15 protein-coding genes and 1 pseudogene are annotated in these 17751 nt (G+C 69.2%); 7 read left to right on the top strand and 9 right to left on the bottom strand.

Annotation, left to right across the window (positions count from 1 at the left end; translation table 11 throughout):
* Positions 1 to 147 precede the first annotated feature (147 nt).
* The gene (locus tag H2O74_RS03520; RefSeq protein WP_182113149.1) at positions 148 to 2292 is read right to left on the bottom strand and encodes a DEAD/DEAH box helicase; all 2145 of its coding nucleotides are present in this window, start codon (positions 2290 to 2292) and stop codon (positions 148 to 150) included.
* A gap of 489 nt (positions 2293 to 2781) precedes the next feature.
* Here H2O74_RS03520 and H2O74_RS03515 point away from each other — a divergent pair, with 489 nt between their 5' ends.
* Positions 2782 to 3522, top strand: a complete 741-nt coding sequence (locus H2O74_RS03515; RefSeq protein WP_182113148.1) for a DinB family protein — start codon at positions 2782 to 2784, stop codon at positions 3520 to 3522.
* On the opposite strand, the gene H2O74_RS03510 is transcribed toward H2O74_RS03515, so the two are convergent.
* The gene (locus H2O74_RS03510; RefSeq protein WP_182113147.1) at positions 3483 to 4379 is read right to left on the bottom strand and encodes an arginase family protein; all 897 of its coding nucleotides are present in this window, start codon (positions 4377 to 4379) and stop codon (positions 3483 to 3485) included. The genes H2O74_RS03515 and H2O74_RS03510 overlap by 40 nt on opposite strands.
* Before the next feature lie 66 nt (positions 4380 to 4445).
* On the opposite strand from H2O74_RS03510, the gene H2O74_RS03505 reads away from it, so the two are divergent.
* From H2O74_RS03505 to H2O74_RS03490, 4 genes are all read left to right on the top strand, one after another.
* Positions 4446 to 5321: a bifunctional 2-polyprenyl-6-hydroxyphenol methylase/3-demethylubiquinol 3-O-methyltransferase UbiG gene (locus H2O74_RS03505; RefSeq protein ID WP_182113146.1), complete on the top strand. Its 876-nt coding sequence runs from the start codon at positions 4446 to 4448 to the stop codon at positions 5319 to 5321.
* A 36-nt stretch (positions 5322 to 5357) separates the two neighbouring features.
* Positions 5358 to 5762, top strand: a complete 405-nt coding sequence (locus tag H2O74_RS03500) for a hypothetical protein (RefSeq protein WP_182113145.1) — start codon at positions 5358 to 5360, stop codon at positions 5760 to 5762.
* A 79-nt stretch (positions 5763 to 5841) separates the two neighbouring features.
* The gene (locus H2O74_RS03495) at positions 5842 to 7098 is read left to right on the top strand and encodes a hypothetical protein (protein ID WP_182113144.1); all 1257 of its coding nucleotides are present in this window, start codon (positions 5842 to 5844) and stop codon (positions 7096 to 7098) included.
* A 450-nt stretch (positions 7099 to 7548) separates the two neighbouring features.
* Complete coding sequence (locus tag H2O74_RS03490; protein WP_370525813.1) at positions 7549 to 7869, top strand: ATP-binding protein; 321 nt, start codon at positions 7549 to 7551, stop codon at positions 7867 to 7869.
* Positions 7870 to 7945: 76 nt separating this feature from the next.
* Here the strand turns inward: H2O74_RS03490 and H2O74_RS03485 are convergent, their stop codons facing one another.
* Positions 7946 to 8413 carry a hypothetical protein gene (locus H2O74_RS03485; protein WP_182113143.1) on the bottom strand — a complete coding sequence of 156 codons (468 nt, stop codon included), beginning with the start codon at positions 8411 to 8413 and terminating at the stop codon, positions 7946 to 7948.
* Between the two features lie 118 nt (positions 8414 to 8531).
* On the opposite strand from H2O74_RS03485, the gene H2O74_RS03480 reads away from it, so the two are divergent.
* Positions 8532 to 9773 carry a DNA sulfur modification protein DndB gene (locus tag H2O74_RS03480; protein ID WP_182113142.1) on the top strand — a complete coding sequence of 414 codons (1242 nt, stop codon included), beginning with the start codon at positions 8532 to 8534 and terminating at the stop codon, positions 9771 to 9773.
* On the opposite strand, the gene H2O74_RS03475 is transcribed toward H2O74_RS03480, so the two are convergent.
* The 5 genes from H2O74_RS03475 to vsr all read right to left on the bottom strand — a co-directional run bounded on the left by H2O74_RS03475 (position 9770) and on the right by vsr (position 16240).
* The gene (locus H2O74_RS03475) at positions 9770 to 12760 is read right to left on the bottom strand and encodes a Z1 domain-containing protein (RefSeq protein WP_182113141.1); all 2991 of its coding nucleotides are present in this window, start codon (positions 12758 to 12760) and stop codon (positions 9770 to 9772) included. The two genes, H2O74_RS03480 and H2O74_RS03475, sit on opposite strands and share 4 nt — an antisense overlap.
* Positions 12757 to 13761 (bottom strand): PD-(D/E)XK motif protein, encoded by a 1005-nt coding sequence (locus H2O74_RS03470; RefSeq protein WP_182113140.1) that lies wholly within the window; start codon positions 13759 to 13761, stop codon positions 12757 to 12759. Before H2O74_RS03470 ends, H2O74_RS03475 begins: the two co-directional genes overlap by 4 nt.
* Positions 13758 to 15296 (bottom strand): ATP-binding protein, encoded by a 1539-nt coding sequence (locus tag H2O74_RS03465; RefSeq protein ID WP_182113139.1) that lies wholly within the window; start codon positions 15294 to 15296, stop codon positions 13758 to 13760. The genes H2O74_RS03470 and H2O74_RS03465 overlap by 4 nt, the downstream gene beginning before the upstream one ends.
* Entirely contained in the window at positions 15293 to 15646 is a 354-nt protein-coding gene (locus H2O74_RS03460) for a DUF1156 domain-containing protein (protein WP_182113138.1), read from the bottom strand. The genes H2O74_RS03465 and H2O74_RS03460 overlap by 4 nt, the downstream gene beginning before the upstream one ends.
* 81 nt (positions 15647 to 15727) lie before the next feature.
* Entirely contained in the window at positions 15728 to 16240 is a 513-nt protein-coding gene (vsr, locus tag H2O74_RS03455) for a DNA mismatch endonuclease Vsr (protein WP_370525891.1), read from the bottom strand.
* On the opposite strand from vsr, the gene H2O74_RS03450 reads away from it, so the two are divergent.
* Positions 16239 to 17357 carry a DNA cytosine methyltransferase gene (locus H2O74_RS03450; RefSeq protein WP_182113137.1) on the top strand — a complete coding sequence of 373 codons (1119 nt, stop codon included), beginning with the start codon at positions 16239 to 16241 and terminating at the stop codon, positions 17355 to 17357. The two genes, vsr and H2O74_RS03450, sit on opposite strands and share 2 nt — an antisense overlap.
* 151 nt (positions 17358 to 17508) lie before the next feature.
* On the opposite strand, the pseudogene H2O74_RS03445 reads toward H2O74_RS03450, so the two are convergent.
* Positions 17509 to 17745 (bottom strand): annotated as a pseudogene (locus tag H2O74_RS03445) (integrase core domain-containing protein); the annotation flags it as partial.
* Positions 17746 to 17751: the final 6 nt, after the last annotated feature.

Raw genomic sequence — 17751 nt, 5'->3', positions numbered from 1 at the left:
GCCGTGCCCCGTCAGTGTGATCGTGCACCTCCCCGGTGGGACGTGCCTCTTGAGCGCAACGGCCCTGGGCGCCGAGAGGTTCCGCCACCGGCGGACGAACGGGGACGCCGCCGACGTGACGAGCCGGCGCCACGACGGCGCGTCCCGTCAGCCCACGCCCTCCGCGGCCAGCGCGTCGGTGAGCAGCGAGACCAGCGCCTCGAGCTGCACGTCGGTCGACGACGCGTCGCTCTCCCCCGCCCCGTCCAACGCGCGCGCGGCCAGCCCCGACTTGCTGTCGATCAGCTCGGCGATCTTGGCGTCGATGGTCTGCGCGGCGATGATCCGCCACGCCGTGACCGGCTCGGACTGGCCGATGCGGTGGATGCGGTCGATGGCCTGGGTCTGCTCCGCGTCGGTCCACGACAGCTCGGCCAGCACCAGGTTGGAGGCGACCTGGAGGTTCAGCCCCACGCCGGCGGCCATGAGCGAGCACACGGCGATCTGCACGTCGGGCTCGTCCGTGAAGGCGGCGATGTTCTTCTCGCGCACCTTGGCGCTCTGGTCGCCGCGGATCGAGGCGTAGCGGATGCCGCGGTCGGCGAAGGTCTGCTCGGCCTGATCCATGACGTCGACGTGCTTGGCGAAGAACACGACCTTGCCCACGTTGCGGGCCAGCTGCGCGGCGTAGTCGGCCGCGAGCCCGGCCTTGGCCTGGCCGATCCGCCGCACCATCGTGAAGACGTTCTCGCCCTTGGCCTTCGAGCTCGAGTCCTTGAGCTCCGACGCCGCCACGCGGCGCACCAGCCGCAGGTCGAGGCCGTCCACGAGTTCCTCGTCGGGGCGCATCTGGCGCGCGGTCTTGTACTGCTCGACCATCCGGCGCGCGAGCGCCTGCTCCGACGCGCGGATGGAGCGGCCGACGGCGCCGTCGAGCTCGACCGGCAGGTCGGCCACCCGGCGCGCGGGGATGTCGGCGACGACGTCGACCTTGCGGCGGCGCACGATGCCCATCTTGATCACGTTCTCGCGCGCGGAGGCGTAGAAGCCGGGGTCGGCCGGCGTCAGCCCGGTCTCCTCGAGCGCGGTCATCAGCGCGCCGATCGGCTTCTCGTCGTCGATCCAGCCGAGGAACTGCCAGATGGCGCGGAAGTCCTCGATGTCGTTGATGAGCGGCGTACCGGTCAGCGCCATGAGCAGCGGCCGCGCGGTCCGCTCCCGGATCCGCTCCGAGAGCGCGAGCACGTTCTGCGAGCGCTGGGACGACTTGTTCTTGATGAAGTGCGCCTCGTCGACGACCATGCCGCGGAAGCCCAGGTCACCGAGCCAGCCCACGTGCCGGTCGAGGATCTCGTAGTTGACGATGACGACGTCGGCGAACGCGTCGACGTCCTCGCCGTCGCCGTGCAGCACCGTGGCGCGGCGGTGCGGCGTCCACATCCCGACCTCGTGCGCCCAGTTCGTCTTGACGACGTTGGGGACCACGACCAGCAGCGGGAAGGCGTCGGCGGCCTGCGCGGCGAGCAGCGCCTGCGCGGTCTTGCCGAGGCCGGGCTCGTCGGCGAGCAGGAACGTGCGGTGCCCGCGGGCCGCCGCGGCGACGACCTGCGCCTGGTGCGGCATGAGCTCGCGGCCGAGCGGCGCGGACACCAGGCGGCCGTCGGGCAGCGGCATGCACGCCGGGGCGCCCGTGGCCGCGTACTCGAAGGAGCGGAAGAGCGGCTCGAGCAGCTCCCACCCGGCAAGGCGGCGGGCGCGGGCGGCGCTGCGCTCGGCGGCGGCCTCGAAGTCGGGGGCGAGGAACGGGTTCGCGAGCTGGCGGGAGATCACCGAGCGCGGCACCACGCGCTTCTCGGAACCGGGCGCCGGCGCGGGCGCGGGTTCGGGCTCGGGCTCCTCGGGCGGCTCCATGCCGGCGTCGCGCATCATGCTCGCCTTGAGCGCGCGGGCCGTGTCGGAGACGCGGGCGTCGTCGGCCAGGAGGCCGAGCAGGGACGTGTCGCGGGCGGCGATCTTCGCCAGGATCGTCGCGACGCCGTCGAGCCGCTTGAGCTCCTGGGTGCGCTTGGCGGCGGACAGCTCCTCGTCGGCCATGACCCGCGCCCGCTCCTCGCGGACCAGCAGCGCGACGACCTGGAACTTCACCCGAACGGCGGGACGCGTGGGCGGCTGGCGCACGGCGTTGTCCACCTCGCGGGCGACGTCGGCGAGCACGGGGATGAGCCCCTGCTCGTCGCGGCGCGGGGACCGGCGACGCTGGGTGCCGGCATCGGCGCGCCCACCACCGGATCGACGGCGGCCTTGTCCTGCCACGAACTCCTCCTTCGACGCACGCGCTGCGGTCGCGCGGCGCACCGCGCCGCAGCCGCCCGAACCGCGCGGGCACAGGCCCGCGCTCGAGTCGCTGACCACCGAGGCGCCGCGGTGGGCGCCGGGTCAGGGCGGAACGATCCCGGCTCCGCCGACCAGTGGTCGGTGCAGGCGCCGAGAGCGATCCGGCGCCGAGCGGGCACCTGCGTCCGCCTCCCCGCGGGCGTGCGCACGTGCCGAGGTTCAGTCAACCACCAACTGCGCCGTGGTCGGAACCGGAGCCGACGTCGGCCGAGGTCAGGAGTCCCTTCCCAGTTGTGCCCGGCGACGGCGATCACGCCGTCCTGCGACCAGATCCCGACGCCGTCCTCGCCCCACGGCAGCGCCGTGACCCAGCAGTGCACGTGGTCCACGGTGCGCTCGGCGCCGTCGCCGCGGCTCGACACCGGAGCGGTCCGTCCGGGGGGTTGCGCACGGGTGCATCCTGGGGCGATGACGACATACTCCCGCACGAAGGAGTTCGAGGGCGCGACCTTCCTCCGGGCGAGCTTCAAGGGCGCCACGCTCCGGTTCGCCGACCTCAGCGGCGTGACGATGCGCGCCGTCGACGTGGACGGGCTCGACATCGACAGCCACGACCTGTGGTTCGGCAGCCTCATCGTCAACGGCGTCGACGTGGTGCCGCTCGTGGACGCCGAGCTCAACCGGCAGTTCCCGGGCCGCGAGCTGCAGAAGTCGACGACGCCCGAGGGGCTGCGCGAGGGCTGGGCCGCCGTGCAGGCGGCGTGGCGGACGACGGTGGAGGGCACGCCGCCGGAGCTCCGGGACGCCCACGTCGAGGACGAGTGGTCCCTCGCCGAGACCCTGCGGCACCTGGTCCTGGCGACCGACGCCTGGCTGCGCGGCGGGATCCTGCGGATGTCGCAGCCGTTCCACGAGATCGGCGTGATCTTCTCCGGTGCCGCCGAGATGGGCTACGACGTGTCCGTCTTCCGCACGGACCTGCCGACCTACGAGGAGATCCTCGCGGTGCGCGCCGAGCGTCAGCAGATGGTGACGGACGCCCTGGCCGAGGCCACGCCCGAGCTGCTCGCGGAGGAGCGCGACAACCCGTGGGGCCCGGGCGACGACTGGCACCCCACCGTCGGCGACTGCTTCCGCGTGATCCTCGAGGAGGAGTGGGCGCACCTGCGCTACATCCGGCGGGACCTCGCGCTGCTGGGCGCCGCCTGACCGAGCGTCCCGAGCAGCTCGATGAGCGCGAGCCCGGTGTCGCGCATGCGGTCCCCGACGTCGCGGCTCGGGTCCCACGAGGCGATGGTCGCCGAGGCGAGGGGCAGCCGTTCGACGGCCGCGGTGACCGTGTCGCGGACCTCGTCGGGCGTCAGGCCGCCGGGCACCGCGTAGGAGTTGGCGGGCGCGACCGAGGGGTCGTGGACGTCGAGGTCGACGTGGATGTGCACGGCGTCGGCGTGGGCGGCGACCCGGTCGAGCACCTCACCGGTGTGGCCGGCGCGGATGTCGGCGACGCTGAGCCACGTCAGGCCGGAGGAGCCGATGAGGTCGCGCTCGGCGGGGTCGAGGTCGTGCCCGCCGACGAGGACGGCGCGCTCGTCGGGCAGGGGCTCGTGGCCGGGGACGGTCCCGGCGAGCGCCTGCCAGCACCGGCCGCCCATCATCGCGAAGCCCATGCCGTCGAAGAACCCGCTCGCCGACGTCGCCGGGCTCTGCAGGTCGCCGTGGGCGTCGAACCACAGGACGGCCACGCGCCGCTCGGGCGCCCGCAGCCGCAGGCCCGCGACGACGCCGAGGGTGACCCCGCAGTTGCCGGCCAGCACCACGGGCAGGTGCTCGGGGTGCGCGGCGACGTCCTCGGCGACGCGCCGCATGACCTCCGTCCCCGTGGCCGCCTCGATGCTGAAGCCGTCGGGGATGTCGAGCTCCAGGCGGGCGTGGTCGACGACGGCGCCCGTGCCGGTCAGCCGTCGCGCCGCGCCGGCGGCGACGAGGGCGGTCGGGCCGGCGCCGTGGCGCGCGGCGAGGTGGCCGGAGTCGTAGGGAACGTCGAGCAGGCGGACGCGCTGGGGCATGGCGGCCATCATCCACGCGACCTCCCGCGGGGCCCAGGCCTTTCTCGCGCTGCTAGCGTCCGGCGCGTGCCTGCCGACGACTACCTGGACCTCAACCGCACCAACTGGGACAGCCGGGCGTCGGTGCACGCACGGGCCTACGACATCGACGGGCTGCTGGCCGACCCGCAGCGCCTGTCGAGCGTGGTGAGCTTCGACCTCCCGCGGCTGGGCGACGTCGACGGCCTCGACGTCGTGCACCTGCAGTGCCACATCGGCACCGACACGCTGAGCCTCGCCCGCCTGGGCGCGCGGGTCACCGGCGTCGACCTCTCGGGTACCTCGCTCGACGAGGCGCGCGCGCTGGCGACGCGCGCCGGGGCGGACATCGAGTACGTGCGGTCCGACGTGTACGCCGCACCTGACGCGCTCGGCGGCCGGACGTTCGACGTCGTCTACACCGGCATCGGCGCGATCTGCTGGCTGCCGAGCATCAGTCGCTGGGCGCAGACCGTCGCGGCCCTGCTGCGCCCGGGTGGGCGGCTGTTCCTCCGCGACGGGCACCCCGTGATGCTGGCGGCGCTCGCCATGGCGGTCGGCGCGGAGCACGAGGACCGCGCGCAGCAGCCGTGGATCACCGGGCCCGGCGGGCTGACGCCCGCGCTCGAGCTGCCCTACTTCGAGCAGGCCGAGCCGCTCGTCTGGGAGGACGAGTACAGCTACGCCGGGAGCGAGAAGGTCGCGCAGCCGCGGTCGATGGAGTGGAACCACGGGCTGGGCGAGATCGTCACCGCCGTGCTGGACGCGGGCCTCGAGCTGACGTCGCTGACCGAGCACGACAGCGCGCCCTGGGACGCGCTGCCGGGACTGATGGTGCTCGACGAGTCGGTGGGCGAGTACCGGCTGCGGGAGCGTCCGGAGCGGCTGCCGGCGACGTTCACGCTGACGGCTCGGCGGCGGTAACCGTGGGCGCGGCGGAGAGACTGTGAGGGGCCTGCGATGAGTTTCGACGTGTTCGTGCAGCGGTTCGTGGACGGGCAACCGGCGCAGGCCGACAGCGCGGCGCTCCACGCGCTCGTCGCTCCCCACGTCCTGAGGACCGAGCCCGAGTTCAACTTCGCCGAGCTGGGCTTCGAGGACGGCACGGCGGACCTCTACGGCATCGGCGACCTGGCAACCGGGTTCATGGTCAACCACGTGAGCGGCGAGCTCGCTTGGGACCTGTTCGCGCAGGTGCTGGAGGTGGGCAGTATGACGCTGCTGCCCATGGGCGTACCTGCGATCGTCTGCAGCGAAGCCGTACGCGCGCACCTGCCCGACGACTTCATCGCCGGGGCGGTCATCGTGTCCTCCGGCGCGCCATTGCCGAGGCGTGAGCGGGTCACCGAATTTCGCCCGCGCTGACATTCGGTTGCGGTGGGCGCCGCCCCGCAATGTGGGCAGATTCGCCCTAGGCTGCGCCCACCAATTCTAGGAGGCAGTCATGGGCGACGAGGTCGAGCTGATCAGCGACGGTGCTGGGCTCGCGGTCGTGGGTGAGTCGAGCGCGGTCGAGCGCTTCCTGACCTCCCAGGGGCTGGCGGCCTCCCGAGACCTCGTCCCGCAGGCCCTGCGCAGGAGCGCCGGCACCGCGGGGGCCACGCTCCAGGCCGGCGGCGCCATCGCGGCGGAGTCCGGTCGATGGCTGAAGATGACAGAGGCGTCCGCTCGCAAGGTCAAGGAGCTCGGTGGGCTGATGCCGACGGACATGAAGGGAATCAGCCACGCGATCATCGGGCCGCGAGGCGACATCAAGTCGTGGATCCAGATCTCCGGGGCTCCCGGTCAGGCCGTGGCGACATTCACGAACCCCGCCGCACTGGCGAGCATCGGCACGTTCATGGCTCAGCAGCAGATGCAGCAGTCGATCGATGAGATCAAGGAGTACCTGGCGCAGATCGACGAGAAGGTCGACGACATCCTGCGCGCACAGAAGGACGCGGTCGTCGCCGACATGGTCGGCGTCGACCTCATGGTCGAGGAGGCCATGACGGTCCGCGATCAGGTCGGGCGCGTCTCGGAGGTGACGTGGTCCAAGGTCCAGGCCGGCGCCGCGACGATCGCACGGACCCAGGCCTACGCCCTGCGCCAGCTCGACGCCCTCGCCGAGAAGCTCGAGCGCAAGACGGACATGGGTGACCTCATCAAGGCGACGAATGAGGCTGAGGCGAAGGTCCACGAGTGGCTGGCCATGGTGGCTCGCTGCTTCCAACTGCAGGAAAGCCTCGGCGTGCTCGAGCTCGACCGCGTGCAGGACGGGTCACCCGAGGAGCTCGACCGGCACCGCCTCGGGCTCGGGGCCGCTCGCCAGAACCGCATTGACGTCATCGCCCGGACGACCGCCCGCCTGATCGACCGCATGAACGATGCAGCCCGCTGGGCCAACGGCAAGGTGCTCCTCAACCCGTTCGAGTCCCCCGCCGTCGTCCGGTCCGGCAACAGGGTCGTGACCGCGGTCGTGGACTTCCAGGCGGTCGTCGGGATCGAGTCCACTCGGCAGGCGGCGGACGCGCGGCGCTGGTTGGCAGCAGTCGTCGACACCCGCGACGCGACCCTCAGCAAGGCACAGACGGTGAAGGACAAGGCCCTCGGTAGCGGGGCGGACGGAGTGGTGCGCGCGAGCGAGGCCACCGGCAAGTTCTTCAACGGGATCGCGGAGCGGGCACGCCGTCAGCGCGGAGCGGCCGCGGAGCCTGAGTAGAGGCCGAAGCGGTCACGTTCGGACTTGCCCATGCCGACTTACGTCGTGGTCGGATGTGACGAGCGTCGCCTTGCCGCTTCCCCTGGGCCGTGGTGTTGGAAGCGCGGACGACGAGCGTCCTACGCCGACGGTGGAGCGTCTTTCACATTGTCTAGACCGACACACCGCCTCCACGTCCAATGAAGCGAGGTGCACGGCGGGCGGTGAAGGTGCCCGCAGGCGCCCGTCCACGTTCTTGACAGGCCGTCCGCGCCTGAGGCGACGCGCTGACCAAAGAGCGGCGAATCAGGCACATGACCTGCGCAACTGCGGTGCCGATATGTTTGTGACCTGCACAAACACACACCCGGTGCGCGTGCGCAGATTCAAACTGCCGACACCCGCTTTAGGAGTTCAACCTTGGGCTGTAGACAGTGCTCCGAACGCCGTAAATTCGCGCGGGCAGTCCGTGTGGTGACACCGTTCCGGGCGCCGCCTGGCCGTTATTCATTGCTGGTGATCGATGAGGTCGGCCACATCCCCTTCGAGCCCCAGGCTGCGAACCTGTTCTTCCAACTCGTCTCATCCCGTTACGAACCCGCATCGCTGATCGTCACCTTGAACAAGCCGTTAGGCCGGTGGGGCGAGGCTTTCGGCGATGACACCGTCGCCGAGATGATCGACCGCCACGTCCACCACGCCGACGTCATCGCCCTTAACGGCGACTCCTACCGACTCAACCGGCTCAAGACCGGCGACCTCCGCCGACCACCAGCGGCCACGACCGACTGATCGCACCACGAGGGGGTCACTTTCAGCGGTCGCCAGAGGGTTCGATGTCAGCCGTCGGACACGGGCGTCCGAGGGTTCAGAACGTCAGGAGAAGTACGCCATCGAGTTCCAGGTGCACTCCTGTGCTGCGAGCCAGTCGGGCCAGGTCGTCCCTGACGGGCCTGCCCGTGGTGCTGCCCTTGTAACGCTCGGGAACGAGCAGGATCAGCCACCGGATGTTCGGCATCGAGGCAGCGGCCAAGGCCGCGAGCAGCGCAGCATTGTTGGTCCGCGCACGGCCAGTTTGCACACTCACGGCGACGCCGGTCTGGCCCGCAACGAGATCGACCTCGGTCGCCGCGAACGTCTCGCGATCCGGGATGCCGAGCGAGTGGGCGCGCGCGACGGGTCCGACTGCGCTGAGAAGATCCAGGCGGTGCAGACCGCCGGTCGGTGTCTCGGTCGTGGCGAGGGAAGGTAACCGGCTACGAAGATCATGCGCCAGGTCGGTAACCGGCGCGGGAGGGCCGTCCGCCGCGTGGTCGAAGAAGATCCAGTCGTACATGGCGTGAGCTTGCCGGCTGTCCCGCGTGTCGGCCGCGCATAGAGCGGGTGAACACCGTCAAGATGCTGCGTCGTGCTGCCGACATCAAGAGCACAGCACGTAGACATCGGAGTGACAGTTGGCGCAGAGAGTCCACACCTTCCCGGCGCACCGCTACAACCGCGGGGGAATCGCGGTGTTCGTGGTTGCCATGCCACTGCAGGCCATCGCCGAGCTCTTGCCGGAGCCGGATCCCGCCCACAAGTTCCCGGGCAACCGTCGCGTCGACCTTGCCCATGCCGAAGGTTTCTCGCGGTACTGGCAGCACAATGAGCGCTGGGCGACGCCGCCGCTGCTACTCGATACCGAGACGCGGTTGGATGACAGGTTCCAACAGGAGACGTCCGTGCCGCCGGTTTCGAGCGGCATGCTGACGTTCCCCGATGACTCCAAGACGTCGCTCGAGATCCTCGACGGTCAGCACCGCATCCTGGGATGGCACATCGCGGCCGAGCAAATCGCGGCAGGTCTAAGAACCAGTCGCCGGGCACTGGAGAACGCGCATCTCCTAGGCGACACCGGTGCCGGGCGGAGTGCCGAGAGCGGTCTCGATCGCTGGACTCGCCTGTCGGAGCGCCTCCAGACGGAGTGTGTGACGTTGGAGATCTTTGAAGGGGTCGGGATCGAGGAACACAGACAGTTCTTCTCAGACATCGCGACCAATGCCAAGGGGATCACGAAGTCCCAAGTCGCGGCTTTCGATCAACGTGACCTGGTGAACCGGGTCGCCGCCGAGCTCGCCGTGAAGCACCCGCTGGTCGACGGGATCGTGGATTTCGAGAAGGACCGGATGGCCGGGGCGAGCGAGAACCTCCTCTCGGCGAAGACCCTCGTCGATGTCGTCCGGGCGGCGTCGATCGGGTTCGAGTCCCGGGCGACGCAGAAGCGTGAGGCCCTGCTTGCTCCGGAAGGCGTGATGGATGTGACGCTGCGGTTCCTCGACGTGCTCCTCGACGAGGTCCCCGGGCTGGCGCCGGTGGCGTCAGGCGCCGAGAGCGCGGCAGCACTACGCGCCCGAAGCCTCATCGCGTCCGCCACCATCCTGCGGTGTCTCGCTGGCGCCTTCCGCATGGTGGCTGTCGACGGGATCGACGAACTGCGTCCCCGCGTCGACGATGCCGGGGAAGCGGCCTTCCGTCGCATGCTCCGTCAGCTCGCCGGGTCGTGGGGCTTCCCGATCGACGGCCGTTGGCTCGCCACCGGGTACTTTCCGGGCACCGGCAGCCGTGCACCGTCCTCGAGGGCACAGGACCTCAAGGGCATGACGATGACGCTTGCCACCTGGGCGCAGGCAGGAGTCCCGGTGGCACGCGACCGCTAGCGTGCCACCTGCGGAATATCCACCGCCGCCAGATCGCGGTGCAGATCGTCGTCCTGAACCCGCTCCCACACGAGTGCGCGCCCGCCTGGTGCTGCGTCCTGAGGAACCACCATAGAAACGAGCACCGTGATGTCCCTCGAGTCCGCAGGTGCGTCGGCGGTGGGCCGCTGTGCGTCCGCCTCACCCGGATCCCAGGCGAGGTAGACGAGGACCACGCCCAGGCGCTCGACGTTGCGCTCTTCTGCCAGCGCCTGGAAGGCCGCCTCCGCTCTCGGACCGTCCGCGGCCAACGCCTCCGCGGGACGACGATGCTTGATGTCACTTCCGGAAAAGTCGTGGCGCCCCCGCCGTCGGGCGCGCTCCACGAGCCGGGCGCTTCCCGCAACTCCATCCAGCTTAGTCACGCCCCCCTCGCCCAGTTGCGGCCACATCACGGCCCAACCCTCGACCCGACCATCGCGCGCCACGTTCTCGAAGAATCGAACCTGCGGCCGTACCTGCTCCGACACGGCGCTGTTCCAGCGCAGACCCGTGCGCCGGTCCAGGAGGTCGAGGACCGCTGAGTTGTCGACGAGACCGATCCGGGCATCGAACAGGTTCCTGCCGTCACTGACCCTCACAGGGCCGGTGGTGTGTGAAAGGAGCCGAGCGACCGTCCCGACGTTGTGCTCCTTGGTGTCTCCGTCATCGCGGGAGGGCACCATGTAAAGGTCCCTGATACGGCCGCCGACGCCCTGCTCGATGAGCCGGGCGTTCCACATCTTGTTTCGCGCGGTCAGCTTGACTGCTGGCAGATGCTGACGGATTAGGGGCGGCACCGCCTGCGGCGTCAGGAGCGGCCTCCCGGACTCGTCGAATCCCTCGTACTGCGCCAGCTCGAGCCGTAGGGCCTCCTCGTCGCGGAGCACAGCCTCGAACGCCTGGTAGAGGTCATCGGGGATGAACAGGCGGACCAGATCCCGGTAGCCCCCGCGGTAGCCGAACCAGCGTCCGGCCTGCATCAGGGTGTCACCCTGCCCGGCCGCGCGGCGGTAGTAGGACACGGTCAGGCCCTCGACCGTGAAGCCGCGGCTGAGCTTCGTGCCGCCGACGAGAATCCGCCAAACCGGCTCGGCATCGAAGTTGAGACGCTTGGCGTTGGCTTGCAGCTCGGCATCGGAGTTGACGACGATGACGGGATCGCCGTCCGAGGTCATCCGGGCGTACGCCGCCCCGATGTACGGCTTGATGGCGGCGAACGACTCGGGGATGGGACCGTCCTTGCGCGCGTCGCAGACCTCGCGGTAGTCGGCGTCCCACAGGGCCTCGAGACGTCGGATGCCCTCCGGCGACGTCGCCGGGTGCGCGGACCACACATCCCGAACACGCTCCGCCGTCTCGCGGTGCTCGGACTTCCTGACGGACTCGTGCACCAGCATCGTGTGGTGCTTGCCGGTGCTCGTACCGTGCTCAGTGCGGTAGAGCTTGATCGCACCCGACAGGACAAAGGCGTCCATGGCATCGAGGAGTTCGGCGTCCAGATCGGCGGCATGGACGTCCGGCTCCAGGTCTCGAACGAACGCCATGCGGTTGGACGTGGTCAGATCGCGCGTCTCTGAGCTCCAGTCGCGCTCGATGTCGTGGAAATCCGCCACACCCATGTAGCCGTCCGGACGGTGGAGGGTGATGAGGAAGTCGGATGGGAAGATGTCCTGCTCGTCCGTCGGATCGACGAAAACATTGGCGAACGGCGTCGCGGTGTAGCCGACGTACTGCGCGCGCGGCGCGAGGCCGAGAATCTCGGAGATCGCCTTGTTGATCGCCGTCCGCTTGCGCTCGGCCTCCGTGGCGGCCACTGCTTTCACCTTGGGGCTCGTCGTGTCTAGCGACGCCTGATCGGACTCGTCGTCGATGATCAGGATGGGGAGCTCGGCCAGTGTTTTCGCTCCTACTGCCTTGAGGTCGGTGATGAGCTTCTTGAGAGTCGGGGAGTTCTTCTTCACGACCGCCAGGTACGCATCCGCAGCCGCAAGGTTCTCGGGATGGTTCAGAGGCGCAGACTTCTTCGGCCGGCTGGGGAAACGCAGCTTGGTGAGTTCCTGCTTGAGGCGCTTGTAGTCAGCACCGAGCGTCGTCGCGCGGATGATCCGCGGCACTCCGTCGGCGGTCTCGATGCCGGGGTGTCGCACGAACGACGCGCCGTCGCGCCACTCCGGGTCACCGGCGTAGTCGAACTCCTTGTGCCAGGTGTCACTCGTGGTGTCGAGCCCGTGGACGAGGTTCTCGTGACCGACGAGCTCCTTGTCCAGGCGACGCTGCGTCTGGGCGCGCAGCATCTCGACGGTGCCTGTAAGGACGATCACGAGGCGATATCCGGAGTCGACGGCCTTGGCGATGACGCCGGTGAAGTTCGCCGTCTTGCCGCTCTGGACGTAGCCGATCACGAGCCCGCGAGTCTTCTTCGCCTCAGGCCTAGTGGGATCGGACAGGCGACGGACGACGTCGTCGGAGGCGGCGTCGAGTGACTTGATGACGTCAGCGCCCCATCCCTTCTCGCGGAGGTAGTCCTCGTAGTGCGCCCAGTAGAAGCTCTGACGCTCGTGCTTGGCTTCCTCGTACCAGGGCTCGAACTCCTTGGAGATCACGACCTCGCGCTTCTCAACCACGGGGCACTTGACGTCGAGCGCTGCCGCCAGTTCGTCCGAGATGCCGAGCCGGGAGTATGCCCGCTGTCGGCGGGGGCGGGTATGGGGAGGCGGTGCAGACTCACCGTTGAGCGCCGCCCACGGTGCCTCGGTGGCGGAGTCCCACGCCAGGAGTGCCCGGTGGAGGCGGTGAACCACGGGGTCCTTCAAGGGGGCAGCTTCGAGGTGAGCAGCGAGCTCGTCCTCGGTGAGGCCTTCGCCGCCCATGAGCACGTTCACCGTTGAGACGAGAGGCCGCGGCGCAGCATCAGCGTCGGCGTGGAGCAGCATCGTCAGGTCATGCTGCCAGGCGGGTGCAGTCATGCGGTCGACTCCTCAGGGTGCTCCACGAATCCGTCCATCGGCGCCGGAGGGACGCCGTAGTCCAACTGGGTCACGTCGACCCGGTACCTCACGTCACTGATCAGTTCCGCCTGAGGCGCCGCAACGCCGAGGCGATCGTCCGTCAGCGCCGGGAATGCCGCGTCGACGAGGTAGGCGCGCGGGTTGCTCCGAAGGGTGAGGTGGGAGGCGTATAGGTCGGCATCGGAGTCACGCCAGCCAATCCCGCGCAGCAGCTCGTCGAACCTCGGCTGGCCTCCGCCAGCGAGCTGACGGACGTCGGCCACCAGATCGACCAGGCTCCGCCCGGCGTCGGGCGTCGTCGGGGTCACCTGCAGGGAGAGCAGCCACAACGGGACGCCGCGTAGAGGCTGCAACTGTTGCGTCCCGCTGATCACGTGCCGGCGGTGCTCACCCTTGGTGGTCTTGACCTCGAAGTGGACGTCCGCGAGAGCGATGTCGTGCTCCTCGTTGATCGGCCCCATCCACGCCGGCACCGCGACGCCCGGGCTGGCGTGGCGCAAGAGGTGCTCCAGTGCCAGCAGCTCGCCGTAGAGCCCGATCTGCTGCTCCTCGCTCATCGCGCCGCGCGCGGCCAGCAGCGCCCGGTACGCCTCGAGCGCCTGGTACGCCGCGACCCCGACGGACTGCCGGTTCAACTGGACGAGATCGGCGATGCGGGTCAGGAGGGAGTACGCCTCGTGCAACGAGTCCTCGGCGAGCACACGGATCTCCCACCAGTCGACACCGTCGTCGGTGTAGGTGGCGAGGTCGATGTTTCGGAACTTCGCCAGGTCGGGCTCCTTGCCGTCGGCCGGGACGCTGAGCTTGATCTCACGATGCGGTGGATCCAGGTCGATGAAGCACTCGGGCGCACCGAGGATCGGGAGCCTTGCGGGGTGACCGTCGGCCCAGTACCCGTCGAGCATGGGCAGGTCCGGGTGGCGCTCGGAGGGCACGAATCGCCCCATGTCGGACGTCATCGTGGTCCCTCTCCTCGGTTCCGTCGCATCTTCTCCTCCTCGGCGGCTGCTCCGAGAACGGCCTGCCACACCGCCGCCTCGTCGCGCTTCGCGGAGCTGTATTGCATGCCCGTGAAGTGGCCCTGAGCTAGTAGGAACATCAGAGCCTTGACGAGGGGTGCGTCGTTCAGGCTTTTCTGGCCGGGGGAGTAGAGGTTCCTGTACACCAGGTTCAGCCACAGCGTCCGTGCAGGCCGGTCGATTTCGAAGAACGTTCCGGGTGGGAGCCGCTTCCAGCGGACCTCCACGCCGTCCTCGTCCGCATGGAAGTCGAGTTCCTCTCCGATCGCTCGCCGAACGCCCTCGGCGAATCCGCGGTCCGGCCGCACCACGGGCTTGCGCTTGTGAGTCCGCTTCTTCGACTGAACCACGACATCCTCGGCAGCGGTCAGGAAGTCCGCGAACGACACGGCGTCGTCTCCAGCGCTGGAGGTCGCGCGCGCCAGCGCGTGGGACAGCACCGTGCTGAACTGTGTGCCGTTCTTCTCGGGGTTGAGTTGCACCAGTCCGTCGAGACCGTCGGCGTCGACGCCGACCCGCGCGAGCTTGCGGAGCGGTCCGGCGTTCGCCACGTTGTTCCACCCGCCGAGCTGGAGGAGACGGTCCGCGCGATAGACGTAGAACCCCTGAGTCTCATCGGCGGACTTCTGCTGCAGCCTGAACTCTGTGTTGTTCTCGTAGCGCGCTGGCCAGATGTGGCACGTGACGGTGACGTCCTTCCCCGACGCGGTGGCGTGCAGCTGCTTGGGGAAGCCGGGCCGTCCGGTGACGGGGTAGGCGAAGGGATCGACAGGTCGGACCGGCGTGGGCACTCCCTGATTGCCGTGTTCGTCGACCTCCACCGTCTGCACCACCACGCGATTGGCGGTGAGGAGGCGGTGGTATACGAGGCCGAGGTGGTGACGAACACGCTGCTGAGCGTGGGAAAGCCAGATCGCCGCCTCGGCTGGCGAGGCTCCATGGATGCCGGCCTTGAGCTCGGTGAGCGCGATGATCGTGCCGCGTTCGGCACCGTCGAGTCCGTGCCGAAGCGACCGCTCGGCCGCCTCGGTGCTCAGCACGTCGCACGAGTAGTCGCGTTGCATGTCGACGCGTGTGAGTCGCCGGCCGACCGGGCTGGCTCCGTACCGGCGCGACCACACCGTCAAGACGTTCGCGACCCCGAGGGCAGCTGCCTTGAGCCCCACGCCGAAGTGCCCGAGCTCACCAGCCGTGTACTCACGCTGACCTCCGAGCCGCATCGCACGGTCCGCGATGTCGGCGTCCATGCCGTCTCCGTCATCGATGACCAAGATCCCGGCCAGGTGACCGCTCCTGGTGATGAACCGGATCGTGACCGTCGTGGCCTGGGCGTCGATGCTGTTGTCGACGAGGTCCGCCATGGCCGACTCGAGAGTGTGGTGGGTGCCGAGGCTCTTCACGAAGGCCGGATCCGGAGTGAGGATCAGTCGGCCGACAACCTCGCTGGCCAGCGTGTCCGCCTGGACGTCCGTCATCGGTGAGTACTCCACGTCGTCAAACCGGCTGGCGTCGGACCGGAGTGTCCGGGCGTTCTCGCGGACGGCCCGCTGGATGGTCCCGGGGAATCCAGACGGCGGATGATGTTGTGCAGTCGCTCCCGTTCGGCCTTCCGATCCTCCTCAATGGGGAACCGGTCGGGGTTCGAAGACGGGTCGTCGATGAGTGGGGCGAATCGCACGGCCCGAGCCGCGGCCAACGGTCGGCGAGCCCACCACAGGTGCGGGGTGGACGGGCGGCCGTGCCGGACCGACTTCTCCCCGGCGGACTCGTGGTTAGTGTCCTCAAGGGGCCGCGAGACGTCGATGAGCTTGCGGGTCCGCGTCACTGTGGAGTCCTTCCGAGGCCTCACGGCCTGTGGATTTCTTGATGGTAGCCACCGTAGAAGGCGTCACCGACACTCCGAGTCTCATCGGCTCCTGGCCCGCGGTTCGTGAGCATTCGTCCAGGCGTGAGCGACGCGGTCCGCCGCCTGCTCCATGTCCGCGTGTTCCCAGAACCGGAGGACAAGCCATCCGATGGACCTCATATGTGCGTCGGTGTCCCGGTCGCGCTGAACGTTCGTCGCGAGCTTCGCCTCCCACCACGCTGCGTTGCTCGCAGGACGCGTCACGTGCTCCGGGCAGCCATGCCAGAAGCAGCCGTCGACGAAGACCACGATCCGGGCACGGGTGAACAGGACGTCGGCGCGGCGCCTGGGAAGGCCGGGGAGGGCGTGGTCGACACGGAAGCGCAGGCCGCGGCGATGGAGAGCCCGGCGCAGCAGCAGTTCCGGTCCCGTGTCCCTCCGGCGCTGCCGGGACATCCGGTCCGAGACGGCCCTGGAAGCGGGGATCGGGATGTGGGACGCCAGCACCGGGCTCGGGCGCATCCCGCGCGCCTCGTCGGTTGTGTCGCCGCTGCCGGCTAGCGTGGGCCCCATGGTCACCCCCCAAGGATCGCGCAGCACTGACGTGCCCGGAAGCGGCTCGTCGGCGATGACGGTCCTCGATCTCTTCGCCGGCGCAGGCGGGCTCAGTGCGGGATTGGGGTTGCAGGGGGGCTACTCGACGGTGGAGGCCGTCGAGATGGACGTCGCGGCTGCGGCCACCTATCAGCAGAACCACCCGGGGGCCGACGTATTCGTCGGGCCAATCCAGGAGTGGCTGCGAACGCGGGACGTGCCCTCGGTCGACGTCATCGTGGGTGGACCGCCCTGCCAGGGCTTCTCGACGCTCGGCAAGCAGCACGCCGAGGACGAGCGCAACACCCTATGGCGTGAGTACGCCCGGACGATCGTCCGGGCGAGACCCCGGTATTTTGTGGTGGAGAACGTCGCGGCCTTCATGAAGTCGGCGCAGTACCAGCAGTTCCTCGACGCCGTGGAACCGGGTGCCGAGCTCGCCGACTACGCCTTCCAGGCCCGCGTCCTGAACGCCGCTGACCACGGTGCCTTCCAGGCGAGGAAGCGTGCGGTGCTCATCGGTCACCATCGCGACCTGCCGTTCCCTGGGTGGCCCGAACCGACGCATGCCGATGCGCACCGCACGGTGCGCGAGGCGTTCCGTGGACTCGACGGCGCCTGGAACTCGCTGGAGCTGCCGGAGCGCACGCACACCTTCAAGGGTATGGTTCTGCCCGGAGTTTTCCGTACTCACGAGCTGCACCTCGGACGTGACTACTCACCCACTTCGAGGGCCCGCTTCCGTTCGATTCCTCCGGGTGGTAACCGATTCGATCTCCCGGACGAGCTGCTGCCGCCTTGCTGGCGAAGGCACACCAGCGGGTCCGGTGACGTCATGGGTCGACTCCGGTGGGACAGGCCGTCCGTCACCATACGCACTGAGTTCTTCAAGCCCGAGAAGGGTCGGTACCTGCACCCCGAGGAGAATCGAGCCATCACCCACTACGAGGCGGCGGTACTCCAAGGCTTTCCGCGGGATTACAAATGGGTGGGCTCCAAGACCTCGATAGCCCGCCAGATCGGCAACGCCGTTCCCATCCCGCTGGGTGCGGCCATAGGTGCGCGGCTCCTGGAAGCCGCGCGGCAGCTCGCCTGATGAGTACAGCTCGCGCGCCACGGTGACGCGGCAAGCTGGCCCACGTTGACAGCTCTGCCCTGTTCGAGCGGGCAGCTGAGGGGTGTCGTTGAGGCGCGAGCGTAGCTGCACCGCTTCGCGGAGTGTCGATGCAGGTTGAACCGCCCCGGGTTCAGTGGAGGCTCGGTTCTCTGCTTTCCAGCGTCGTCGACGCGGTGATGTGACGGTAGTAGGTGGCCTCGTGCTCGGCGGGTGGGATGTCGCCGAGCTCGGTGTGCAGGCGGCGGTTGTTGAACCAGTCGACCCATTCCAGGGTCGCGATCTCGACGTCGTCCAGGGTCCGCCAGGGCCCGCGGCGGCGGATTAGCTCGGTCTTGAACAGGCCGATGGTGGACTCGGCGAGGGCGTTGACGCC

The sequence above is a fragment of the Actinotalea sp. JY-7876 genome (assembly GCF_014042015.1).
Taxonomy (GTDB): domain Bacteria; phylum Actinomycetota; class Actinomycetes; order Actinomycetales; family Cellulomonadaceae; genus Actinotalea.
This window is presented reverse-complemented; position numbering and strand designations above follow the sequence as displayed.